This window comes from Kosakonia sacchari SP1, from assembly GCF_000300455.3.
Classification (GTDB): Bacteria; Pseudomonadota; Gammaproteobacteria; order Enterobacterales; family Enterobacteriaceae; genus Kosakonia; species Kosakonia sacchari.
In genome coordinates this window covers 4,077,847-4,101,360 of the sequence record NZ_CP007215.2, presented here as the reverse complement: position 1 = coordinate 4,101,360, position 23,514 = coordinate 4,077,847, and the positions used below count along the sequence as shown (strand labels likewise).

Annotated in this window: 19 protein-coding genes; 10 read left to right on the top strand and 9 right to left on the bottom strand. The window is 54.8% G+C overall.

Features of this window, described 5'->3' with window-relative positions; genetic code table 11:
• Positions 1–15 precede the first annotated feature (15 nt).
• Positions 16–930 carry a ribonucleoside hydrolase RihC gene (gene rihC / locus C813_RS42335; RefSeq protein WP_017457880.1) on the top strand — a complete coding sequence of 305 codons (915 nt, stop codon included), beginning with the start codon at positions 16–18 and terminating at the stop codon, positions 928–930.
• On the opposite strand, the gene C813_RS42330 is transcribed toward rihC, so the two are convergent.
• A complete protein-coding gene (locus C813_RS42330; protein WP_017457881.1) occupies positions 894–1,826 on the bottom strand; it encodes a LysR family transcriptional regulator in 933 nt (310 codons plus the stop codon). The two genes, rihC and C813_RS42330, sit on opposite strands and share 37 nt — an antisense overlap.
• Positions 1,827–1,919: 93 nt before the next feature.
• On the opposite strand from C813_RS42330, the gene C813_RS42325 reads away from it, so the two are divergent.
• From C813_RS42325 to folA, 8 genes are all read left to right on the top strand, one after another.
• On the top strand, positions 1,920–2,549 hold the full coding sequence (locus C813_RS42325; RefSeq protein WP_017457882.1) for an alanyl-tRNA editing protein: 630 nt from the start codon (positions 1,920–1,922) through the stop codon (positions 2,547–2,549).
• A 161-nt stretch (positions 2,550–2,710) separates the two neighbouring features.
• A complete protein-coding gene (gene dapB / locus C813_RS42320; protein WP_017457883.1) occupies positions 2,711–3,532 on the top strand; it encodes a 4-hydroxy-tetrahydrodipicolinate reductase in 822 nt (273 codons plus the stop codon).
• A 454-nt stretch (positions 3,533–3,986) separates the two neighbouring features.
• Positions 3,987–5,135, top strand: coding sequence for a glutamine-hydrolyzing carbamoyl-phosphate synthase small subunit (gene carA / locus C813_RS42310; protein WP_017457885.1), 1,149 nt, complete (start codon positions 3,987–3,989; stop codon positions 5,133–5,135).
• 16 nt (positions 5,136–5,151) lie between these two features.
• The gene (carB, locus tag C813_RS42305; RefSeq protein WP_017457886.1) at positions 5,152–8,376 is read left to right on the top strand and encodes a carbamoyl-phosphate synthase large subunit; all 3,225 of its coding nucleotides are present in this window, start codon (positions 5,152–5,154) and stop codon (positions 8,374–8,376) included.
• Positions 8,377–8,516: 140 nt separating this feature from the next.
• Positions 8,517–8,750, top strand: coding sequence for a YgdI/YgdR family lipoprotein (locus C813_RS42300; protein WP_017457887.1), 234 nt, complete (start codon positions 8,517–8,519; stop codon positions 8,748–8,750).
• A gap of 132 nt (positions 8,751–8,882) precedes the next feature.
• Positions 8,883–9,413: a glutathione-regulated potassium-efflux system oxidoreductase KefF gene (kefF, locus tag C813_RS42295; RefSeq protein ID WP_017457888.1), complete on the top strand. Its 531-nt coding sequence runs from the start codon at positions 8,883–8,885 to the stop codon at positions 9,411–9,413.
• The gene (gene kefC, locus C813_RS42290) at positions 9,406–11,268 is read left to right on the top strand and encodes a glutathione-regulated potassium-efflux system protein KefC (RefSeq protein WP_017457889.1); all 1,863 of its coding nucleotides are present in this window, start codon (positions 9,406–9,408) and stop codon (positions 11,266–11,268) included. The genes kefF and kefC overlap by 8 nt, the downstream gene beginning before the upstream one ends.
• 179 nt (positions 11,269–11,447) lie before the next feature.
• Positions 11,448–11,927 (top strand): type 3 dihydrofolate reductase, encoded by a 480-nt coding sequence (folA, locus tag C813_RS42285; protein ID WP_017457890.1) that lies wholly within the window; start codon positions 11,448–11,450, stop codon positions 11,925–11,927.
• 66 nt (positions 11,928–11,993) lie between these two features.
• Here folA and apaH read toward each other — a convergent pair whose 3' ends face one another.
• From apaH to lptD, 6 genes are read right to left on the bottom strand one after another with little or no spacing between them, the layout of a single operon-like run.
• Complete coding sequence (gene apaH / locus C813_RS42280; protein WP_017457891.1) at positions 11,994–12,842, bottom strand: bis(5'-nucleosyl)-tetraphosphatase (symmetrical) ApaH; 849 nt, start codon at positions 12,840–12,842, stop codon at positions 11,994–11,996.
• Positions 12,843–12,846: 4 nt separating this feature from the next.
• Positions 12,847–13,224, bottom strand: coding sequence for a Co2+/Mg2+ efflux protein ApaG (gene apaG / locus C813_RS42275; RefSeq protein WP_017457892.1), 378 nt, complete (start codon positions 13,222–13,224; stop codon positions 12,847–12,849).
• Between the two features lie 3 nt (positions 13,225–13,227).
• On the bottom strand, positions 13,228–14,049 hold the full coding sequence (rsmA, locus tag C813_RS42270; protein WP_017457893.1) for a 16S rRNA (adenine(1518)-N(6)/adenine(1519)-N(6))-dimethyltransferase RsmA: 822 nt from the start codon (positions 14,047–14,049) through the stop codon (positions 13,228–13,230).
• Positions 14,046–15,032, bottom strand: a complete 987-nt coding sequence (gene pdxA / locus C813_RS42265; RefSeq protein ID WP_017457894.1) for a 4-hydroxythreonine-4-phosphate dehydrogenase PdxA — start codon at positions 15,030–15,032, stop codon at positions 14,046–14,048. The genes rsmA and pdxA overlap by 4 nt, the downstream gene beginning before the upstream one ends.
• Positions 15,032–16,318: a peptidylprolyl isomerase SurA gene (gene surA, locus C813_RS42260; protein WP_017457895.1), complete on the bottom strand. Its 1,287-nt coding sequence runs from the start codon at positions 16,316–16,318 to the stop codon at positions 15,032–15,034. The genes pdxA and surA overlap by 1 nt, the downstream gene beginning before the upstream one ends.
• A 53-nt stretch (positions 16,319–16,371) precedes the next feature.
• Entirely contained in the window at positions 16,372–18,696 is a 2,325-nt protein-coding gene (gene lptD / locus C813_RS42255; RefSeq protein ID WP_017457896.1) for an LPS assembly protein LptD, read from the bottom strand.
• A gap of 196 nt (positions 18,697–18,892) precedes the next feature.
• Here lptD and djlA point away from each other — a divergent pair, with 196 nt between their 5' ends.
• Positions 18,893–19,714, top strand: a complete 822-nt coding sequence (gene djlA, locus C813_RS42250; protein WP_017457897.1) for a co-chaperone DjlA — start codon at positions 18,893–18,895, stop codon at positions 19,712–19,714.
• 39 nt (positions 19,715–19,753) lie between these two features.
• Here the strand turns inward: djlA and rluA are convergent, their stop codons facing one another.
• Both rluA and rapA read right to left on the bottom strand, forming a co-directional pair.
• Entirely contained in the window at positions 19,754–20,413 is a 660-nt protein-coding gene (rluA, locus tag C813_RS42245) for a bifunctional tRNA pseudouridine(32) synthase/23S rRNA pseudouridine(746) synthase RluA (protein WP_017457898.1), read from the bottom strand.
• Between the two features lie 10 nt (positions 20,414–20,423).
• On the bottom strand, positions 20,424–23,330 hold the full coding sequence (rapA, locus tag C813_RS42240; protein WP_017457899.1) for an RNA polymerase-associated protein RapA: 2,907 nt from the start codon (positions 23,328–23,330) through the stop codon (positions 20,424–20,426).
• Positions 23,331–23,514 lie beyond the last annotated feature (184 nt).

The following is a 23,514-nucleotide window of genomic DNA, read 5'->3' as shown; positions in this document are numbered from 1 at the left end:
AATTCTGGAGGCGTTATGCGTTTTCCCATGATTCTCGACACCGATCCCGGTATCGATGATGCCGTTGCCCTTGCCGCCGCGCTGTTCGCGCCGCAGTGCGATCTCAAGCTTATCACCACCGTTGCCGGTAATGTTTCGCTGGAAAAAACCACCCGCAATGCGCTGCAATTGCTTAATTTCTGGCATGCGGATATCCCGTTGGCGCAGGGGGCGGCAACCCCTCTGTTGCGCCCGTTGTACAGCGCCGCCGAGGTACATGGCGAATCCGGCATGGATGGCTACGATTTTATTGAGCATCAGCGCCAGCCATTGGCTGTCCCTGCTTTTCAGGCAATCCGCGACGTACTGCTGGCCTCGCCGGAGCCGGTAACGCTGGTCACTATCGGCCCATTAACCAACATTGCGCTGCTGCTAACGCATTACCCGGAGTGTCAGTTCAATATTCGCCGTCTGGTGATGATGGGCGGCTCTGCCGGGCGCGGCAATTTTACGCCCAATGCTGAATTTAATATTGCTATCGATCCCGAGGCCGCCGCGCGCGTGTTCAACAGCGGGCTGGAGATAGTGATGTGCGGTCTGGATGTGACTAACCGCGCCACGTTGACACCGGAATATCTGGCGGCGCTGCCAACGCTCAACAACACCGGCAACATGTTACATGCGCTATTTAGCCACTATCGCAGCGGCAGTATGGCGACCGGGCTGCGGATGCACGACCTCTGCGCTATCGCCTGGCTGGCGTGTCCGGAACTCTTTACGCTGAAATCCTGTTTTGTCGCTGTGGAGACGCAGGGGCAATACACCGCCGGAACCACGATAGTGGATATTGAAGGCAAACTGGGATTGCCGCCCAATGCGCAAGTTGCGCTGGATATCGATGTCGATGGCTTCCGTCACTGGGTGGCTGAAGTGCTGGCGCTGGCTCCCTGAGTGGCCATTTTTTCTGTCAGATAATCGATCATTGCCCGCATTCTGGCGGGCATATGCTGGTTACGCATCCACAGCAACCACAGTTCACCGCTATAGCTGCTGATGAACTCCCACTCGGGTAAAACTTGCACAATCTCGCCACGGCTCAGCGCGTGTTGGGCGGTAAAGAGCGGAAGGCTGCCAATCCCCAAATGTCGTTTTACGGCATCCAGGCGGACACCGGTATGGTTAGCCGCATAGCGCCCTTGTGTGGTGATAGTTTCTGTTTTCCCGGCGCGACGGAATTTCCAGCGCGCATCCGCTGGCGTTTCGCCAAGGCTAATACAGCTATGTTCGCGCAGCGCCTGTGGTTGTAATGGCGTACCGTAGCGGCGCAGGTATTCTGGGGTCGCGCAAATGACATGCGTTACCGGCATTAATGCTCTGCCATACAGGCCAGGAGAGGGAGAGTGGGTGATGCGTAACGCCAAATCAACACCGCCATCAATCAAATCAATGTAGCGATCTTCGAGGCGTAAACAGATATCCACTTGCGGGTAGCGCTGTAGAAATTCGGGGATCAGCGGATGAATAACAAAACTGCCTACCGCTTTGGGCACGCTGATAGTCAGCTTACCTTGTGCGACTTGCTGTGCGCTGCTACCGGAATCTATTGCCTGGCGAGCGGCGTCAAGCATATCCAGCGCGTGTTCATAGACACTTTTCCCCGTCTCGCTAAGCGCCAGTTTCCGCGTAGTGCGGTGCAACAGTTTGCTGCCTAACTCGCGCTCAAGACGCGATACGCTGCGGCTGATAGCGGAAGGAGTGGCACCGGAAACCCGCGCAGCGGCGGAAAAACTGCCTTGTTCCACAATCAACACGAAGGTGGCAAGGTCGGGAAGCAGAGAGATATTCATTTGTGCATACCAGGCAAAGGTGCAATGAATATAAGCGGGATTATCGCTTTAGGAGTATGAAATATACTCTTCTCCTTTAGAGGAGAACAGCCGATGACAGAACGTCTTTATTACACCCACGATGCGCTGGAATGCACTGCCCGGTTAATACGCACTACCGCGCAGGATGATGGCCGTTATGCGGTGGTGATGGATCAGACCCTTTTTCACCCGCAGGGCGGCGGGCAGCCTGCGGATAAAGGCTGGATCAATGGTGTCGTGGTTGAAAGTGTCCTTCAGCAAGATGACGAGATTATTCATCTCCTGGCCCAACCCTTGCCCCGCGAGGAGGTCACTTTACAGGTTGATGCGGTTTCCAGGGCGCTACACACCCATTTACACTCCGCCGGGCATTTGATTGGTTATGCGGGAGAGTTGCATGGCTGGCAACCGATTAAAGCGCACCACTGGCCGGGAGAAGGGCGGATTACATTTAACGCAACCGACAGTGCCTGCGTGCCTGATATTGATGCGCTCAGCGAGCATATCGCGCGCTGGCAGGCGGCTGCATTGCCTCGCATCGTTACCTTTGACGCGGGACGTCGCAACGTGCGTTTTGGCGATCTTCCCGCCTATGGCTGCGGAGGAACCCATGTCCCCTCGCTGGCGGCGCTTGGTCAGGTGGTTATTAGTAATATTAAAATCAAAAAAGGTCAGCTTATTGTGTATTACACGGTGCAATGAGCCTTTCTGAACGCGCGCTTCGTCGTATCATGCCTTTTACTGATATTTCCGGCTGTATATCATTAATTTCTTATTATCGGTGTTTTCGGCTGGTCGCCCCGACACGGGCTGGTTAATCTGGAAACGATTCTTACGCATTTTTTTAACAAAAGAGCACAACTATGCATGATGCACCAATCCGCGTAGCCATCGCGGGTGCTGGCGGGCGTATGGGCCGCCAGCTGATTCAGGCAACACTGGCAATGGACGGCGTTGAACTTGGCGCGGCGCTGGAACGCGAAGGTTCCTCTCTGCTGGGAAGCGACGCCGGTGAACTGGCTGGCGCGGCGAAAACGGGTGTGACTGTGCAGAGCAGTCTTGAGGCGGTGAAAGAGGATTTCGATGTTTTTATCGATTTCACCCGCCCGGAAGGCACGCTGGCACACCTGGCTTTCTGTCGCCAGCACCGCAAAGGAATGGTAATTGGCACCACCGGCTTTGATGACGCGGGCAAGCAGGCCATTACCGAGGCGGCACAAGATATCGCCATTGTTTTTGCTGCTAACTTTAGCGTTGGCGTCAATGTCATGCTGAAACTGCTGGAGAAAGCGGCGAAAGTTATGGGTGATTACACCGATATCGAAATTATCGAAGCGCACCATCGCTACAAAGTCGATGCCCCGTCGGGGACGGCACTGGCGATGGGCGAGGCGATTGCCGGTGCACTGAATAAAGATTTAAAAACGTGTGCGGTTTACGCGCGCGAAGGGCACACCGGCGAGCGTGTTCCCGGCACGATTGGCTTTTCCACGGTGCGTGCAGGCGACATCGTCGGCGAACATACGGCGATGTTCGCCGATATTGGCGAACGTGTTGAAATCACACATAAAGCATCCAGTCGCATGACGTTTGCCAATGGTGCGGTTCGCTCCGCTTTATGGCTGAAAGGAAAGAGTAATGGTCTTTTTGATATGCGAGATGTGCTTGATCTCAACAATTTATAAGGTTTATTACCCATCGTGATGTGGTTGTTGCAGTCATAATCAATTGATTGCAAAGGGCAATATTTTATTGCCCTTTTATTTTTCCTTTTTCATGCTTCATTTTATACAAACCTGACATAATCTCTGTTTATCTAGCTGTTTTATGTTTCTCAATTGTAAATTTTGACCATCTGGTCTACATTTTTGCTATCCGTCGTAAGGAAATGCAATTTTCTCAGCGCGCAAGCGTTTTCCCTGTGAGTTTGTCTGATCTTTTTATCGATTAAATCCAGTAAAAAGTGGCAGTGGCGTAAAACAATAAGAAAAATACCGGAGAAAAGTTGACTTTTAACCGACATCTCTCCAGAATGCCGCCGTTTGCCAAAAATCCACGGCAAGCAAATTTGCATTGATTTAGGCTCTCAATATGAATTAATATGCAAATAAAGTGAGTGAATATTCTCTGGAGGGTGTTTTGATTAAGTCAGCGCTATTGGTTCTGGAAGACGGAACCCAGTTTCACGGTCGGGCCATAGGGGCAACGGGCACGGCGGTTGGGGAAGTCGTTTTCAATACTTCAATGACCGGTTATCAAGAAATCCTCACTGATCCTTCCTATTCCCGCCAAATCGTTACTCTTACTTATCCTCATATCGGCAATGTCGGCACTAACTCCGCTGACGAAGAATCCTCTCAGGTACATGCGCAAGGCCTGGTCATTCGCGACCTGCCGTTGATTGCGAGCAACTTCCGCAGTACCGAAGACCTCTCTTCTTATCTTAAGCGCCATAACATTGTGGCGATTGCCGATATCGATACTCGTAAGTTGACGCGTCTGCTGCGTGAAAAGGGCGCGCAGAACGGCTGCATCATCGCGGGTGATAACGTTGATGCCGCGCTGGCGCTGGAAAAAGCGAAAGCTTTCCCGGGCCTGAACGGTATGGACCTGGCGAAAGAAGTCACAACGACGGAAACCTACAGCTGGACGCAAGGCAGCTGGACTCTGGCGGATGACCTGCCGCCAGCGAAGAGCGAGAGTGAACTGCCGTACCACGTTGTGGCATACGATTACGGCGCAAAACGCAACATTCTGCGCATGCTGGTAGACAGAGGTTGCCGACTGACAGTCGTTCCGGCGAAAACCCCGGCTGCCGATGTGCTGAAACTCAATCCGGATGGCATTTTCCTGTCCAACGGCCCTGGCGACCCGGCACCGTGCGATTACGCCATCGAGGCAATTAAAACCTTCCTTGAAACGGATATTCCGGTGTTCGGTATCTGTCTGGGTCATCAGTTGCTGGCGCTGGCGAGCGGTGCGAAGACGGTGAAAATGAAATTTGGTCACCACGGCGGTAACCATCCGGTAAAAGATATCGATAACAATACTGTGATGATCACTGCGCAGAACCACGGTTTCGCGGTTGATGAAGCGTCAATGCCTGCAAACCTGCGCGTAACGCACAAATCGCTTTTCGATGGCACGTTGCAAGGCATTCACCGCACCGATAAACCGGCGTTTAGTTTCCAGGGACACCCGGAAGCAAGTCCTGGCCCGCACGACGCCGCGCCGCTGTTTGACCACTTTATTGAGTTAATCGAGCAGTATCGTCATACCGCCAAATAATCAGGAGAAAAGAGCAATGCCAAAACGTACAGACCTAAAAAGCATCCTGATCCTTGGCGCTGGCCCGATTGTTATCGGCCAGGCATGTGAATTTGACTACTCTGGCGCGCAAGCGTGTAAAGCGCTGCGTGAAGAGGGTTACCGCGTCATTCTGGTCAACTCCAACCCGGCGACCATTATGACCGACCCGGAGATGGCCGATGCGACCTATATCGAGCCGATCCACTGGGAAGTGGTCCGCAAAATTATCGAAAAAGAGCGCCCGGACGCGGTTCTGCCGACCATGGGCGGCCAGACCGCGCTGAACTGCGCGCTGGAACTGGAACGCCAGGGCGTGCTGGAAGAGTTTGGCGTCACCATGATTGGCGCGACGGCCGATGCGATTGATAAAGCGGAAGACCGCCGTCGCTTCGACATTGCGATGAAAAAAATCGGCCTCGACACGGCGCGTTCCGGTATCGCGCATACCATGGATGAAGCGCTGGCTGTCGCGGCTGATGTCGGTTATCCGTGCATTATTCGCCCCTCCTTTACCATGGGTGGCACCGGCGGCGGTATCGCGTATAACCGCGAAGAGTTCGAAGAGATTTGTGCCCGCGGTCTTGATCTTTCACCTACCAATGAGCTGCTGATTGATGAGTCGCTGATTGGCTGGAAAGAGTATGAGATGGAAGTGGTGCGCGATAAGAACGATAACTGCATCATTGTCTGCTCGATTGAAAACTTCGACGCTATGGGCATCCACACCGGTGATTCCATCACCGTGGCTCCCGCGCAAACGCTGACCGATAAAGAGTATCAAATCATGCGTAACGCCTCGATGGCGGTACTGCGTGAAATCGGCGTTGAAACCGGCGGCTCTAACGTACAGTTCGCGGTAAACCCAAAAAATGGTCGCCTGATTGTTATCGAAATGAACCCGCGAGTATCGCGTTCTTCGGCGCTGGCGTCGAAAGCGACCGGTTTCCCGATTGCGAAAGTAGCGGCGAAACTGGCGGTGGGTTACACGCTTGATGAGCTGATGAACGATATCACCGGCGGGCGTACCCCGGCCTCGTTCGAACCGTCTATCGATTATGTTGTGACCAAAATTCCACGCTTCAACTTCGAGAAATTTGTGGGGGCGAATGACCGCCTGACCACGCAGATGAAATCTGTTGGTGAAGTGATGGCGATTGGCCGTACCCAACAAGAATCAATGCAGAAAGCGCTGCGCGGTCTGGAAGTGGGCGCGACCGGTTTCGACCCGAAAGTGAGCCTTGAAGACCCGGAAGCCCTGACGAAAATCCGCCGCGAGCTGAAAGACGCAGGCGCTGAGCGTATCTGGTACATCGCCGATGCGTTCCGCGCGGGCTTGTCTGTTGATGGCGTGTTCAACCTGACCAATATCGACCGCTGGTTCCTGGTGCAAATCGAAGAGCTGGTGCGCCTGGAAGAGCAGGTTGCAAGCGTGGGCATCAACGGTCTTGACGCTGACTTCCTGCGCACTCTGAAGCGTAAAGGTTTTGCCGATGCGCGGCTTGCAACCCTGGTCGGCGTGCGCGAAGCGGAAATCCGCAAACTGCGCGACCAGTACAACCTGCATCCGGTTTATAAGCGTGTGGATACCTGTGCTGCGGAGTTCGCGACCGATACCGCTTACATGTACTCCACCTATGAAGAAGAGTGCGAAGCCAACCCTAACCCGGATCGCGAAAAAATCATGGTGCTCGGCGGCGGACCAAACCGTATCGGCCAGGGCATTGAGTTCGACTACTGCTGCGTACACGCGTCGCTGGCGCTGCGCGAAGATGGTTACGAGACCATCATGGTCAACTGCAACCCGGAAACAGTGTCGACCGATTACGACACCTCTGACCGTCTCTACTTCGAACCGGTTACTTTCGAAGATGTGCTGGAAATTGTGCGTATCGAAAAACCGAAAGGCGTTATCGTGCAGTACGGCGGGCAGACGCCGCTGAAACTGGCGCGCGCGCTGGAAGCCGCCGGTGTACCGGTGATTGGCACCAGCCCGGACGCTATCGACCGTGCGGAAGACCGCGAACGCTTCCAGCATGCGGTTGAACGCCTGAAACTGAAACAACCTGCTAACGCCACGGTGACGGCGCTGGAGCAGGCGGTTGAAAAAGCGAAAGAGATCACTTACCCGCTGGTGGTGCGTCCTTCTTACGTCCTCGGCGGTCGCGCCATGGAAATCGTCTACGACGAAATCGACCTGCGCCGCTACTTTATGACCGCGGTCAGCGTTTCCAACGACGCGCCGGTGCTGCTGGACAAGTTCCTCGACGACGCGGTGGAAGTGGATGTCGATGCGATTTGCGACGGCGAAAGCGTGCTGATTGGCGGCATTATGGAGCATATCGAACAGGCGGGCGTACACTCTGGTGACTCCGCCTGTTCGCTGCCTGCTTACACCCTGAGCCAGGAAATCCAGGATGTGATGCGCCAGCAAGTGCAGAAACTGGCGTTTGAATTGCAGGTTCGCGGCCTGATGAACGTGCAGTTTGCGGTGAAAGATAACGAAGTTTATCTCATTGAGGTAAACCCACGTGCCGCGCGTACCGTGCCGTTCGTTTCCAAAGCCACCGGCTTGCCGCTGGCAAAAGTGGCGGCGCGCGTGATGACCGGCAAAACGCTGGCTCAGCAAGGCCACACCAAAGAGATTATCCCGCCGTACTACTCGGTGAAAGAAGTGGTGCTGCCGTTTAACAAATTCCCGGGCGTTGACCCGCTGTTAGGGCCGGAAATGCGCTCTACCGGTGAGGTGATGGGCGTGGGACGTACCTTTGCCGAAGCCTTTGCCAAAGCGCAACTGGGCAGTAACTCGACCATGAAGAAACAGGGGCGTGCGCTGCTGTCAGTTCGCGAAGGGGATAAAGAGCGCGTGGTGGATCTCGCTGCGAAGCTGCTTAAACAGGGCTTTGAACTGGATGCGACCCACGGCACGGCGATTGTGCTGGGTGAAGCGGGCATTAACCCGCGTCTGGTGAATAAGGTGCATGAAGGTCGTCCGCACATTCAGGATCGTATCAAGAATGGCGAATATACCTACATCATCAACACCACGGCGGGGCGCCAGGCGATTGAGGATTCCAAGCTGATTCGCCGCAGCGCGCTGCAGTATAAAGTGCATTACGACACTACGCTGAACGGCGGCTTTGCTACCGCGATGGCGCTGAATGCTGATGCCACAGAAAAAGTGATTTCCGTACAGGAAATGCACGCGCAGATTAGCAAATAATCTGCTCCCCTCTCTCCCTCGTGGAGAGAGGGTTCTCTACTCCCCCTTCAGAGTGTTCTGCATTTTCCCCACCGTTCAGTGAGTTAGCCTAAAATGGCTAAACAGACGAATGAAATTCACTGGAAAGCAGGGAGATAACTATGCGAACTAAACTTCTGATGACCTCGATTTTTACGGCTGCAACACTGTTTACCGTTGCCGGGTGTTCCTCTAACCAGGCGGTACGTACGACTGATGGCCGCACCATTGTGACTGACGGCAAACCGCAGGTGGATAAAGACACCGGGCTGGTTTCTTATAAAAATGCAGAAACCGGAAAAACCGAGCAGATTAATCGCGATCAGGTGAAAAACATGAGCGAACTGGATAACTAATCCCTTCCTCATTTGCGGTGGCTCCGGCTACCGCATGCTTTTCCGTTATTCCCGCACAGATTGCCGCTTTTAGCCAGACGATTAACTGACTACACTTTCAAGAAAAAGCGTGTAGTGAAAGCAGGTTAATCAATGATCCTCATAATTTATGCCCATCCTTATCCGCAGCATTCGCATGCGAATAAGCGCATGATTGAGCAGGCAGGGACGCTGGAAAACGTTGAAATACGTTCTCTTTACGAACTCTATCCTGACTTCAATATTGACGTCGCCGCCGAGCAGGAGGCGATTTCCCGTGCCGATTTGGTTATCTGGCAACATCCGATGCAGTGGTACAGCGTGCCGCCATTATTCAAACTCTGGCTGGATAAAGTACTGGCGCACGGCTGGGCGTATGGCCACGGCGGAACCGCGCTTCACGGCAAAAGTGTGCTGTGGGCGGTGACGACGGGAGGCGGTGACAACCATTTTGATATCGGCTCGCACCCAGGTTTTGATGTGCTTTCCCAGCCGCTGCAGGCGACAGCGCTTTATTGCGGCATGAACTGGCTGCCGCCTTTTGCCGTGCACTGTACGTTTATCTGCGACGATGAAACGCTGCAGGCGCAGGCGCGTCATTACAAACAACGTTTACTGGAGTGGCAGGAGGTGCAGCGTGGATAGCCATTCGTTAATTCAGGCACTGATTTATCTCGGATCGGCGGCGTTGATCGTGCCGATCGCTATGCGCCTGGGGCTGGGATCGGTGCTGGGCTATCTGATCGCCGGGGGCATTATTGGCCCGTGGGGATTGCGGCTGGTGACTGACGCGGAATCTATCCTCCATTTTGCGGAAATCGGCGTCGTACTGATGCTGTTCGTGATTGGCCTTGAGTTGGATCCGCAGCGTTTATGGAAACTGCGTGCCTCGGTATTTGGCGGCGGTGCGCTGCAAATGGCCAGTTGCGGGTTGTTGCTCGGCGGTTTTTGCGCGCTGCTCGGGTTATCGTGGCCGGTCGCGGTGTTAATTGGTCTGACGCTGGCGTTGTCATCCACCGCAATTGCCATGCAGGCGATGAATGAGCGCAACCTGACGGTATCGCAAATGGGGCGCAGCGCTTTTTCCGTGCTGTTGTTCCAGGATATCGCCGCCATCCCGTTGGTGGCGATGATCCCCTTGCTGGCGGCCAGCGGCGGGGCGATGACGCTCAGTGCCTTCGCGCTTTCGGCGCTCAAAGTTATTGCCGCGCTGACGCTGGTGGTGCTGATCGGGCGCTATGTTGCCCGTCCGGCGCTGCGTTTCGTTGCGCGATCCGGTTTACGGGAAGTGTTCTGCGCCGTGGCGCTGTTCCTGGTCTTCGGTTTCGGCTTATTGCTGGAAGAGGCGGGGTTGTCGATGGCGATGGGCGCGTTTCTTGCTGGTGTGTTGCTTGCCAGCTCCGAATATCGCCATGCGCTGGAAAGCGATATTGAACCCTTTAAAGGCTTGCTGCTTGGGCTGTTTTTTATCGGCGTGGGAATGTCGATTGACTTCGGCACGCTGGTGACGCATCCACTGCGCATCTTACTGCTGCTGGTCGGTTTTCTGGTGATCAAAAGTGCGGTGCTGTGGCTGATTGCTCGTCCGTTACGTGTGCCTGGCAAGCAGCGGTTGTGGTTTGCCGCCCTGCTGGGACAGGGCAGCGAGTTCGCTTTTGTGGTATTTGGCACCGCGCAAACCGCACAGGTGCTGGATAGCGAATGGGCGAAAGCCTTAACCCTGACGGTCGCGCTGTCGATGGCCGCAACGCCGCTGTTACTGGTACTGCTGGCCCGTCTTGAAGCATCCGGTAGTCAGCAGGAGCGCGAAGCGGATGAAATAGACGAGGAAGACGCGCGGGTCATTATTGCCGGGTTCGGACGTTTCGGGCAGATCGCCGGGCGTTTGTTGCTCTCCAGCGGCGTGAAGATGGTGGTTCTGGATCACGATCCCGATCATATTGAAACGCTGCGTAAATTCGGCATGAAGGTGTTTTATGGCGATGCGACACGCGTTGATTTGCTGGAATCTGCCGGTGCCGGACGGGCAGAAGTATTAATTAATGCCATCGACGATCCGCAGGCCAGCCTACAATTAACGGAGCTGGCAAAAGAGCACTTCCCGGATCTACGCATTATTGCCCGCGCCCGCGATGTCGATCACTACATTCGCTTGCGCCAGGCCGGCGTAGAGAAGCCGGAGCGTGAAACCTTCGAAGCGGCGCTGAAAACGGGAAGGCTGGCGCTGGAAGGTTTGGGGCTCGGTTCGTACGAAGCGCGTGAACGCGCCGATCATTTCCGTCGTTTTAACACCTCGATGGTGGAAGAGATGGCGCAGGTGGAAAACGATGCGCAGGCGCGCGCGGCGGTGTTTAAACGCACCAGCGCGATGCTGACGGAGATCATTTCGGAAGACAGAGCGCATCTGTCATTAACCCAGCGCCACGGCTGGCAGGGTACGGAGGAGGGGCGTCATACTGGCGATCCTGCAGACGAACCGGCGGTTAAACCGCAAGCGTAAATCACCGCTTACGGATAACGTGCTGATTCAACACGGCTGGCAAGCTGGCGGTGCAGATTCGAGGGGCGGTGCCGCCAGCAGAATAGAAAATTTTCTTATTCTTTACCTCGTGCCCCGTCGACGAAAGATTGCGCTTTCCGTATAGTGGCGACAATTTTTTGGCTTCCAGGAATGAATAAATGATCAGTTTGATTGCGGCGTTGGCAGTGGATCGCGTCATCGGCATGGAGAATGCAATGCCGTGGAATTTACCTGCCGATCTCGCCTGGTTTAAACGCAATACCTTAAACAAACCGGTAGTAATGGGTCGCCTGACGTGGGAATCCATCGGTCGTCCGTTGCCGGGTCGTAAGAACATTGTGATCAGTAGCCAGCCGGGTACTGATGACCGCGTGCAATGGGTGAAATCCGTTGAGGAAGCGATTGCACAATGCGGTGACGCTGAAGAGATCATGGTGATTGGCGGTGGACGTGTTTACGAGCAGTTTCTGCCGAAAGCGCAGCGTTTGTACCTGACGCACATTGATGCAGAAGTGGAAGGTGATACTCATTTCCCGGATTACGATCCGGATGACTGGGATTCGGTGTTCAGTGAGTTCCACGATGCGGACGAGCAGAATTCTCACAGCTACTGTTTCGAGATCCTCGAGCGCCGTTAATCCACTGCGCTATGGCCGTGGTTGCACGGTTCTTCTCTTTCCCCGGCTCAGGCCGGGGGAATGATTTCAGGAGGCAATTGCCTCGCCATCGCCCAAATCCATCTGGCGGTTCGACGCTTGGGTGAAGTACTGTTTATCTTCCCAGCGCAGGCAGGTCAGCACGCCGCCCCAGCAGCAGCCCGTATCCAGCGCGTAGATGCCTTCCGGTGTCCCTGCGCCTTCCAGCGATGCCCAGTGACCAAAGGCGATACTGTATTCTTGTGCCACCGGCCCCGGAATCGAAAACCACGGTTTTAACGGCGCGGGTGCGTGCTCAGGAATGTCTTTGCAGTACATATCGAGCTGCCCGTTCGGGAAGCAGTAGCGCATGCGCGTAAAGGCATTGGTGATAAAGCGCAGGCGGGTAAGACCGCTGAGCTCAGGCGTCCAGTGGTTCGGCAGATCGCCGTACATAGCGTCGAGAAAAAGCGGATAAGAGTCGCTCGACAACACGGCTTCAATATCACGCGCACAATGTTTAGCCGTTTCCATATCCCATTGCGGGGTGATCCCGGCATGCGCCATCACCAGTTTTTTCTCTTCATCGATTTGCAGCAGCGGCTGGCGGCGTAGCCAGTTAATCAGCTCGTCGGCGTCGTGCGCTTCCAGCAGTGGATTAAGCCGGTCTTTGGGCTTGTTACGGCTGATACCGGCAAAAACGGCGAGCAGGTGCAAATCGTGGTTACCCAGCACGATGCGTACGCTGTGCCCGAGTGATTTGACGAAGCGCAATACTTCAAGCGAGCCAGGGCCGCGCGCGACCAGATCGCCCGTCAGCCATAAGGTGTCCTGCTCAGGTGAAAATTCAACCTGTTTTAACAGCGCGACGAGTTCATCGTAGCAACCATGAACGTCACCAATAAGGTATGTAGACATTGTATTAATGGATCAGTGTTGGAACGGCGAGTCGGAAGACCGGGATAGCGATGCGGAAGGTTTCTCCCTGCGCATCGATCATTTCGTAGTGGCCTTGCATGGTGCCCAGCGGCGTTTCAATCACCGCGCCGCTGGTATATTGATATTCGCCGCCTGGCTCAATGTGCGGCTGTACGCCAACCACACCTTCGCCCTGAACTTCCGTTGCGCGGCCATTTCCATTGGTGATCAGCCAGTAGCGTTTGAGCAGCTGGACAGGGGTTCGCCCCAGGTTCCGGATGGTAATGGTGTAAGCGAAAACATAGCGTTCATCGTCGGGAGCGGACTGAGACTCGATGTAGATGCTTTGTACCTGAACACAAACTCGGGGCGAATTGATCATACGTTAACTCTCCTTCGGCGGCGCATTCTCAGTCAGGTAGTTCGCTAACTGGCAATATTGCGCAACAGAAATATTTTCCGCGCGCATCGCCGGATCGATACCTAACGACGCCAGCACTTCAACGGTAAAAACGTTGCCGAGGCTGTTGCGAATGGTTTTACGACGCTGGTTAAACGCTTCGGTGGTAATGCGGCTCAGCGTGCGGATCTCTTTTACCGGATGCGGTAATTGAGCGTGCGGCACCAGACGAACCACAGCAGAATCCACCTTTGGCGGCGGCGCAAACGCGGTGGGCGGTACTTCCAGCACCGGAATAATCTGGCAGTAGTACTGCGCCATCACGCTTAATCGACCATACGCTTTACTGTTTGGCCCTGCAACCAGGCGATTCACCACCTCTTTTTGCAGCATAAAGTGCATATCGGCAATGGCATCAGTATAGCTAAACAGATGGAACATCAACGGCGTGGAGATGTTATACGGCAGGTTGCCGAAAACACGCAGCGGCTGACCAATCGTTTTTGAGAGTTCGCCAAAATCCATGGTCATTGCATCTTGCTGATAAATAGTCAGTTTTGGTGCAAGGAACGGATGGGTTTGCAGGCGGGCAGCCAGATCGCGGTCAAGCTCGATGACCGTTAATTTATCCAGACGTTCGCCCACCGGTTCGGTGAGCGCGCCAAGGCCTGGGCCGATTTCGACCATAGCCTGACCCTTTTGCGGGTTGATGGCCGAGACAATGCTGTCGATCACGAACTGGTCGTGGAGAAAGTTTTGCCCGAAGCGTTTGCGGGCTAAGTGGCCCTGATGGACGCGAGTATTCATTGAGTATTAACAATCATTTTGATGGCGAGATTAAGCGCCGTAATAAAACTGCCGACATCCGCTGTTCCTTTGCCCGCGAGTTCAAGCGCGGTACCGTGGTCGACGGATGTACGAATAAAGGGTAAACCGAGGGTGATGTTCACGCCGCGGCCAAAGCCCTGGTATTTTAGCACGGGCAAACCCTGATCGTGGTACATCGCCAGTACGGCGTCGGCATTATCAAGGTATTTGGGCTGGAAAAGCGTGTCGGCAGGCAGCGGACCGCTTAAATTCATACCGTGCGCGCGCATTTCATTGAGCACCGGAATGATGGTGTCAATCTCTTCTGTTCCCATGTGACCGCCTTCACCGGCATGCGGATTAAGACCGCAGACCAGAATATGCGGTTGGGGGATACCGAACTTCTGTTGCAGATCCGTGTGCAGAATGCCGATCACTTCCCTTAGCAAATCAGGCGTAATAGCGTCGGCCACGGCTTTGATGGGCAAGTGTGTGGTCGCCAGCGCCACGCGTAGCTCTTCGGTTGCCAGCATCATCACCACTTTGGCGGCGTGAGAGCGCTCTTCGAAAAACTCCGTGTGCCCGGTAAACGGTGTTCCTGAATCGTTGATCACCCCTTTATGCACCGGGCCGGTAATCAGCGCGGCAAATTCGCCACTCAGGCAGCCATCGCAGGCGCGGGCAAGCGTTTCAACAACATAAGAACCGTTAAGCGTATTGAGTACGCCAGCGGTAACGGGCGTATGCAGAGGAACAGGCAACAGCGTTAATGTGCCTGCCTGTTGTGGTACTGCGGCAGCCATTGGATCGTAACCGCGCAGTTGAAGCGGTAGACCGAGCCGCGAGGCCCGGTCGGTCAAAAGCGTTGCGTCTGCACAGATAACCAGTTCAACCGGCCAGTCGCGCTGGGCGAGTTGCACTACCAGATCCGGGCCAATCCCGGCGGGTTCGCCGGGAGTGATAACGACACGCTGTGTTTTCATTAGTTACTCAGAATTTTGACATAGGCGCTGGCGCGCTGTTCCTGCATCCAGGTTGCCGCTTCTTCAGAGAACTTACGGTTCATCAGCATGCGATAGGCTCTGTCTTTTTGCGCCGCGTCGGTTTTGTCAACGTTACGGCTATCCAGCATTTCGATCAGGTGCCAGCCAAAGGAGGAGTGAACCGGGCCGCTCATCTGGCCGCGTTTCAGCTTCATCAGCGCATCGCGGAAGGCCGGATCGTAAATATCCGCTGACGCCCAGCCGAGATCGCCGCCCTGGTTTGCAGAGCCCGGATCCTGCGAGAACTCTTTCGCCGCGTTAGCAAAGGTGGTTTTGCCACTCTTAATATCGGCTGCGATCTGTTCCAGTTTAATGCGTGCTTGATCGTCGCTCATGATCGGCGATGGTTTCAGCAGGATATGGCGGGCATGAACTTCCGTCACGGAGATGCTCTGCGTCTGACCGCGAAGGTCGTTCACTTTCAGGATATGGAAGCCAACACCCGAGCGGATTGGGCCAATCACATCGCCTTTTTTCGCCGTGCTCAGTGCCTGAGCAAAGATGCTTGGCAGTTCCTGAATTCGACCCCAGCCCATCTGGCCGCCTTTCAGCGCTTGCTGATCGGCAGAGTAAGTGATGGCCAGTTTGCCAAAATCGCCGCCATTGCGAGCCTGTTCCACAATTGAACGCGCCTGGCTTTCGGCTTCGTTAACTTGATCGGAAGTTGGGTTTTCCGGCAGTGGAACCAGAATGTGGCTCAGATTCAGCTCGGTGCTGGCATCATTCTGGTTGCCCACCTGCTGCGCCAGGGCTTCGACTTCCTGTGGCAGCACCGTCACGCGACGGCGCACTTCGCTGTTACGTACTTCGGAGATAATCATCTCTTTGCGGATCTGATTACGGTAGGTGCTGAAATTGACTCCGTCATAGGCCAGACGGCTACGCATCTGATCCATCGTCATATTGTTTTGTTTGGCAATGTCGGCGATGGCGGCGTCGAGCTGTTCGTCAGTCACTTTGACGCCCATTTTCGTGCCCATCTGCAAAATGATTTGATCCATGATCAAACGTTCAAGGATCTGATGGCGCAGTGTTGCATCGTCCGGTAATTGCTGCCCCGCCTGGCCTGCATTGGCCTTCACGGATTGCATCAAACCATCAACGTCACTTTCCAGCACCACACCGTTATTGACCACGGCGGCGACTTTATCAACAACCTGAGGCGCGGCGAAACTGGTATTCGCAACCATAGCGATACCGAGAAGCAGCGTTTTCCAGTTCTTCATACCTTTTCCATTTCAATTAACCGCAATGCGGATTACGTTGCAAATCAAACAGATCACAATGAGCTACGGTACGGCAGAATGTTCGAACGCAGCATTTGTTGCGTCCCCAGACCGTAGTTAGAGCTCAAGCCACGCAGCTCAATGTTGAAACCGATGACTTTGTCATATTTGCTTTGTTCATTTTCCCAACCGTTGATTTTGCGCTCATAGCCAACGCGAATCGCATAACAGCAGGAGTTATATTGCAGACCCACCATCTGATCGGCAGGTTTACTGGTATTGGTATCGAAATAGTACGCACCGACGATGGACCAGCGGTCCGCAATTGGCCAGCTTCCTGCGGCACCTACCTGCGAAATACCCTCTTTATACTGCGCCGCGGTTGCATAGTTTGGCAGCGTAGCCTGAATGTATTCCGGGCTGGCGTAACGGTAGCTCAATTGCAGCATACGGTCTTCATCGCGGCGATACTCCAGCGACGAGCTGCTGTTAGCGATATTATTCAGACGGGTGTCATACTGCACCCCGCCGCGCAGACCCCAGCGATCGGAGATACGCCAGTACGTATCGCCTGCCCAGACCAGCGAACCTGTTTTGTTGTCTTTCTCCCAGTTAATGTTGTCATCACCGGTACGGGACTCGGTGAAATAGTAGATTTGACCAACAGAAACGTTAAAACGTTCAACCGCCGCTTCATCATAAATGCGGGTTGTGACGCCGGTAGTCACCTGGTTTGCTGACGCGATACGGTCCAGACCGCCATAAGTGCGATCGCGGAACAGCCCGCTGTAGTCGGATTGCAGCAGTGAGGAGTCGTAGTTGTTGATGTGGCTCTGATCGCGATACGGCACATACAGATACTGAGCGCGTGGCTCCAGCGTCTGGGTATAGCCCTCCGCCCAATTCATATCGCGCTCAAACACCAGTTTCCCGTCCGTTTTAAATTGCGGCATAACGCGGCTAACGGACTCTTTATAGTTTGTATTATCGATATTGCTCTGCTGGTAGTGGGTCGCCAGCATTTTTACTTCGGTGTTCAGGCTGCTCCAGTCATTAGACACTGGCAGACTGAGCGTAGGTTCCAGATGCACACGCGTCGCTTCAGGTAAACTCGAATTTGTATTGGTAAATTTCACCGCCTGGCCGTACATACGGAAATCAAACGGACCCAGATCGTTGTGATACCAGTTAACATCCACCTGCGGGAGCGCAGCGTACGAGTTACTGTTCTGGCGATTAAATACCTGGAACTGTTTGGTTGTCACTGTGGCATTGAAGTTCTCTACTCCATAACCCGCACTGAAAATCTGCGTGGCATAGCCGTCTGTACTGGAACCATATTTCGACGAAAAATCGTTAAAATAATGTGGATCACTCACTTTCGTATAGTTAGCGCTAAAACGCCACACTTGATCCATCACCCCGCCATGTTGCCAGTAAAACAACCAGCGGTGACGCTCCCCTTCGCTAGGGTATTCATCCTGAAAAACTTTGTCTGACGGCAGGTAATCGAACTCAATAAGGCCAGCACCAGCCTGCGTCAGATAACGGAATTCGTTTTCCCATTGCACGTTGCCACGCTTATGGATGTAGTGCGGCGTGATCGTCGCATCCATATTCGGCGCAATGTTCCAGTAGTACGGCAGATAGAACTCGAAATAGTTCGTCGTGCTGTACTTGGCATTGGGGATCAGGAAACCTGAACGACGTTTGTCGCCAATAGGTAACTGCAAATACGGACTGTAGAACACCGGCACCGGGCCGAGCTTAAAGCGCGCATTCCAGATTTCCGCAACCTGCTCCTGGCGATCCTGAATAACTTCACTGCCGACAACGCTCCAGGTGTTTGACCCAGGCAGGCAGGAGGTAAACATCCCATTGTCCAGAATGGTGTAGCGATTTTGTCCACGCTGTTTCATCAGATCGGCGGTACCGCGCCCCTGACGACCCACCATCTGATAATCACCTTGCCAGACGTTGGTATCTTTGGTGTTCAGGTTTGACCAACCTTTAGGACCTTTCAGGATGACCTGGTTATCGTCATAGTGCACATTACCGAGTGCATCCACTGTGCGAACCGGGTCCGTCTGACCTTCCGGCTGCTGCTGATGAAGCTGCACCTCATCGGCCTGCAATCGGCTATTCCCCTGATTAATATCGACATTTCCGGTAAAAACGGCATCGTCAGGGTAGTTGCCTTTTGCGTGATCGGCATTGATCGTCACCGGCAAATTATTGGTGTCGCCCTGTACCAGGGGGCGGTTGTAGCTGGGAACGCCAAGCATACACTGCGAGGCAAGATCGGCTGCCATCCCCTGCTGGCTGTAAAGGGCGGAGCCAATCATGGTGGCCAGGAGGGTGGGGATACGTTTTTTCATACGTTGTATTTGTTGTTCCGTCATCTGTGGCTTTACGCTGGCAAACGGTCTGAGACTAACTTACTCGCCTTTGCAACGCTAGTTTTAATCCTGCCCGCGTTCGAGCCAGGGGGAGAAGACTGCGCCTGTGCATGGCATAGAATGACGGGTATGATAAAGCAAATTTTAGCCGACGGCATGACGATTTGGGGAGTATATGCAGTATTGGGGGAAAGTGGTTGGGGTTGTCATCGCTCTTTTCATGGGCGGCGGCTTTTGGGGCGCGGTTCTTGGGTTGTTAATCGGGCACTTTTTTGACAAGGCGCGCAGCCGAAAAATGGCGTGGTTTGCCAACCAGCGCGAACGTCAGACGCTCTTTTTCGCCACCACCTTCGAGGTGATGGGGCATCTCACCAAATCGAAAGGTCGGGTGACCGAAGCGGATATCCAGGTCGCCAGCCTGTTTATGGATCGCATGAACCTGCACGGCGAGTCGCGCAGCGCAGCGCAGCAGGCGTTTCGTGTCGGCAAAACGGATAATTACCCGTTACGCGACAAGATGCGTCAGTTTCGCAGCGTCTGCTTCGGACGTTTCGACTTGATTAGGATGTTTCTGGAAATACAAATCCAGGCGGCCTTCGCCGATGGCTCTTTGCACCCCAGCGAACGCGAAGTGCTGTACGTGATCGCTGAGGAGCTTGGGATTTCGCGTCTGCAATTCGATCAGTTTCTGCGCATGATGCAGGGCGGGGCGCAGTTTGGCGGTGGTTACCAGCATCAGCAGCAAGCGGGCGGTGGCGGCTGGCAGCAGGCGCAACGCGGCCCGACGCTGGAAGATGCCTGCAATGTGCTGGGTGTGAAGCCGTCAGACGATGCAACCACCATCAAGCGCGCCTATCGTAAGCTGATGAGCGAGCATCATCCGGATAAACTGGTAGCGAAAGGTCTGCCGCCAGAAATGATGGAGATGGCGAAACAAAAAGCGCAGGAAATTCAGAAAGCTTACGAGTTGATTCGCGAGCAGAAGGGTTTTCGTTAACCGCGTAACGTTCCCCCGGCGGCAAAGCCGGGGAACCTTTTAAAAATCCACCGGCGCTTTAAACGTCATGCTGTTGTTAAACGCCGGGTGGGTGATGGTCAGCGTCTCTGCATGAAGCAGCAAACGTGGTGACATTGCGAGAGCTTCTGGCGTGGCGTAAAAACGGTCACCGAGAATCGGGTGGCCTAACGCTAACATATGTACGCGAAGCTGATGTGAGCGCCCGGTAATCGGCTTCAGACGTACGCGAGCGGTGCCATCTTCCTCAAACGCCAGCACTTCATACTCGGTCTGTGCCGCTTTGCCGGTTTCAAAACACACTTTCTGCTTTGGTCTGTTCGGCCAGTCGCAAATCAGCGGTAAATCCACCAGTCCTTCGGCTTTTTCCGGGTGGCCCCAAACGCGTGCCAGATACTGCTTTTTCGGCTCACGTTCGCGGAACTGGCGCTTTAACTCACGCTCGGCATCTTTGGTAAGCGCCACCACAATCACACCGCTGGTCGCCATATCCAGGCGATGGACGGATTCAGCCTGCGGGAAGTCGCGCTGAATGCGCGTCATCACGCTGTCTTTGTGCTCATCCAGACGCCCTGGCACCGACAACAAGCCGCTGGGCTTGTTGACGACCATAATGTGTTGATCCTGATAAAGAATAACCAGCCAGGGATCCTGCGGCGGATTGTAGGGTTCCATCACCATTGGGGCTCCGTTATTGGTGCGTCACAACAATCAAACGCAGCGCATCAAGCCGCCAGCTCGCCTGCGCCAGGCTTTCCAGCACTTGCTGGCGGTTGCTCTCAATGGCGGCCAGTTCATCGTCGCGGATGTTCGGGTTAACCGCTTTTAACGCTTCCAGGCGAGCCAGTTCCGCCGACAGTTTTTCATCCGCTTCGCTGCGCGCAGCGTCAATCAGTTCGCGCGCGGCGGCTTCCACCTGCGTTTCGCCTTTTTGCAAAATGGTGTGAACCTCCTGCTGCACCGCGTTCACCAGCTTGCTGCCGGTATGGCGGTTCACCGCGCTAAGCTGGCGGTTGAAGCTTTCGAACTCCACCTGGCCGGCGAGGTTGGTGCCGTTTTTATCCACCAGCAGGCGGATCGGCGTCGACGGCAGGAAGCGATTAAGTTGCAGCTGTTTCGGCGCCTGCGCTTCCACCACGTAGATCAGCTCCAGCAGCAGCGTTCCGACCGGCAGCGCTTTGTTTTTCAGCAGCGAAATGGTGCTGCTACCCGTATCGCCAGAAAGGATCAGATCCAGACCGTTACGGATGATCGGATGTTCCCAGGTGACAAACTGTGCATCTTCGCGCGAAAGGGCGACATCACGATCGAAAGTGATAGTGCAGCCATCCTCCGGCAGGCCCGGGAAGTCAGGCACCAGCATATGATCCGATGGCGTCAGGACGATCATGTTTTCCCCACGATCGTCCTGGTTAATGCCAATGATATCGAACAGGTTCATAGCGAAGGCAATAAGCGCCGTGTCGTCGTCCTGCTCGGCAATACTTTCCGCCAGCGCCTGTGCTTTTTCACCGCCGTTAGAGTGGATCTCCAGCAAGCGGTCGCGGCCTTGTTCCAGCTGTGCTTTCAGCGCGTCGTGCTGTTCACGGCAGGTTTTGATCAACTGATCAAAACCGTCGGTATCTTCCGGTGCCGCCAGGTAGTTAATCAACTCATTGTGAACGCTATCGTAAATCGTGCGCCCGGTCGGGCAGGTGTGCTCGAAGGCGTCCAGCCCTTCGTGATACCAGCGCACCAGCACGGACTGCGCGGTTTTCTCCAGATAAGGCACGTGGATCTGGATATCGTGCGCCTGACCAATACGATCCAGACGGCCGATGCGCTGCTCCAGCAGATCCGGGTTGAACGGCAGATCGAACATCACCAGATGGCTGGCGAACTGGAAGTTACGCCCTTCAGAACCAATTTCCGAGCACAGCAGAACCTGCGCGCCGCTGTCCTCTTCACCGAACCACGCCGCCGCGCGATCGCGTTCAATGATCGACATACCTTCATGGAACACCGCCGCGCGGATGCCTTCGCGTTCACGCAGCACCTGCTCCAGCTGCAGCGCGGTGGCGGCTTTGGCGCAGATCACCAGCACTTTTTGCGAACGGTGGCTGGTGAGGTAGCCCATCAGCCATTCAACGCGCGGGTCGAAGTTCCACCATGTTCCGGTATCGCCTTCGAATTCCTGATAAATTTGCTCCGGGTAGAGCATATCGCGAGCGCGCTCTTCCTGGCTTTTACGCGCGCCCATAATGCCGGAGACCTTAATCGCCGTCTGATACTGCGTCGGCAGCGGCAGCTTCACGGTGTGCAGCTCGCGTTTCGGGAAACCTTTTACACCGTTACGGGTGTTGCGGAACAGCACACGGCTGGTGCCGTGTCGGTCCATCAGCATGGAAATCAGTTCCTGGCGTGCGGCACTCGCGCCTTCACGATCGCTGTTGGCGGTTTGCAGCAGCGGTTCGATATCCTGCTCGCCCACCAGATCGCTCAACATATTGAGATCATCGTTACTCAGGCGTTCACCTGCCAGCAGCAGGGCCACAGCGTCGGCGACCGGACGGTAGTTTTGCTGCTCTTCAACGAACTGGGCGAAATCATGGAAACGGTTCGGATCCAGCAAGCGCAGGCGCGCAAAGTGGCTCTCCATCCCCAGTTGTTCCGGGGTGGCGGTCAGCAGCAGAATGCCAGGTACGCGCTCGGCCAGTTGCTCAATTGCCTGATATTCACGGCTGGCTTCGTTTTCGCTCCACACCAGATGGTGCGCTTCGTCGACCACCAGCAGATCCCATTCGGCATCGCACAGGTGCTCCAGGCGCTGCTTGTTGCGGCGCACGAAATCGAGCGAGCAAATCACCAGTTGCTCGGTCTCAAACGGGTTGTCGGCATCGTGCTGCGCTTCGGCGTAACGTTCATCGTCAAACAGGGCGAAACGCAGGTTAAAGCGGCGCAGCATCTCGACCAGCCACTGATGTTGCAGGGTTTCCGGCACCACGATCAGCACGCGTTCAGCCGCGCCAGCAAGCAGTTGTTGATGCAGGATCATCCCGGCTTCAATGGTTTTCCCAAGACCCACTTCATCTGCCAGCAGCACGCGCGGCGCATGGCGGCGGCCCACATCGTGAGCGATGTGCAGCTGGTGCGGGATCAGGTTGGTGCGCTGGCCACGCAAGCCGCTCCACGGCATACGGTACTGCTCACTTTGGTATTTACGCGCGCGAAAACGCAGCGCAAAGCGATCCATACGGTCGATCTGCCCGGCGAACAAGCGGTCTTGCGGTTTGCTGAACACCAGTTTGCTGTCGAGCAGCACTTCGCGCAGGGTGACATTGCTTTCCTGCGTATCCAGGCGTGTGCCGGTGTAAGCGAGCAGCCCGTTTTCCTCTTTTACGTCTTCAATTGTGAGCTGCCAGCCATCATGGCTGGTCACCGTATCACCGGGGTTGAACATCACGCGGGTAACCGGAGAGTCGCTGCGAGCGTACAGACGGTTTTCACCCGTTGCCGGAAAAAGGAGGGTGACCGTGCGCGCATCCATTGCGACGACTGTGCCAAGTCCGAGTTCGCTTTCCGTGTCGCTAATCCAGCGTTGACCAAGTGTAAAGGGCATAAATGAACTCTATATCTCAAATTGCAGGCAATAGTTCGTCACCGCCTGAAGGCAGGCGGGCGTATAAAATTTGGGCCAGAAAAAGGAAGGGCGCTATGGTAAAGGAAGCAATCCCTTTCGTCACTACCTATACCTGCCGTCTTTCACGCCGCATCGCGGTGAAAATCTGAAATAGCCAGGATAG

Bases quoted from the DNA above. Each gene is read 5' to 3' on its own strand.
- rihC (WP_017457880.1), top strand. From the start codon at position 16: ATGCGTTTTCCCATGATTCTCGACACCGATCCCGGTATCGATGATGCC.
- C813_RS42330 (WP_017457881.1), bottom strand. From the start codon at position 1,826: ATGAATATCTCTCTGCTTCCCGACCTTGCCACCTTCGTGTTGATTGTG.
- C813_RS42325 (WP_017457882.1), top strand. From the start codon at position 1,920: ATGACAGAACGTCTTTATTACACCCACGATGCGCTGGAATGCACTGCC.
- dapB (WP_017457883.1), top strand. From the start codon at position 2,711: ATGCATGATGCACCAATCCGCGTAGCCATCGCGGGTGCTGGCGGGCGT.
- carB (WP_017457886.1), top strand. From the start codon at position 5,152: ATGCCAAAACGTACAGACCTAAAAAGCATCCTGATCCTTGGCGCTGGC.
- C813_RS42300 (WP_017457887.1), top strand. From the start codon at position 8,517: ATGCGAACTAAACTTCTGATGACCTCGATTTTTACGGCTGCAACACTG.
- kefF (WP_017457888.1), top strand. From the start codon at position 8,883: ATGATCCTCATAATTTATGCCCATCCTTATCCGCAGCATTCGCATGCG.
- folA (WP_017457890.1), top strand. From the start codon at position 11,448: ATGATCAGTTTGATTGCGGCGTTGGCAGTGGATCGCGTCATCGGCATG.
- apaH (WP_017457891.1), bottom strand. From the start codon at position 12,842: ATGTCTACATACCTTATTGGTGACGTTCATGGTTGCTACGATGAACTC.
- apaG (WP_017457892.1), bottom strand. From the start codon at position 13,224: ATGATCAATTCGCCCCGAGTTTGTGTTCAGGTACAAAGCATCTACATC.
- rsmA (WP_017457893.1), bottom strand. From the start codon at position 14,049: ATGAATACTCGCGTCCATCAGGGCCACTTAGCCCGCAAACGCTTCGGG.
- pdxA (WP_017457894.1), bottom strand. From the start codon at position 15,032: ATGAAAACACAGCGTGTCGTTATCACTCCCGGCGAACCCGCCGGGATT.
- surA (WP_017457895.1), bottom strand. From the start codon at position 16,318: ATGAAGAACTGGAAAACGCTGCTTCTCGGTATCGCTATGGTTGCGAAT.
- lptD (WP_017457896.1), bottom strand. From the start codon at position 18,696: ATGAAAAAACGTATCCCCACCCTCCTGGCCACCATGATTGGCTCCGCC.
- djlA (WP_017457897.1), top strand. From the start codon at position 18,893: ATGCAGTATTGGGGGAAAGTGGTTGGGGTTGTCATCGCTCTTTTCATG.
- rluA (WP_017457898.1), bottom strand. From the start codon at position 20,413: ATGGTGATGGAACCCTACAATCCGCCGCAGGATCCCTGGCTGGTTATT.
- rapA (WP_017457899.1), bottom strand. From the start codon at position 23,330: ATGCCCTTTACACTTGGTCAACGCTGGATTAGCGACACGGAAAGCGAA.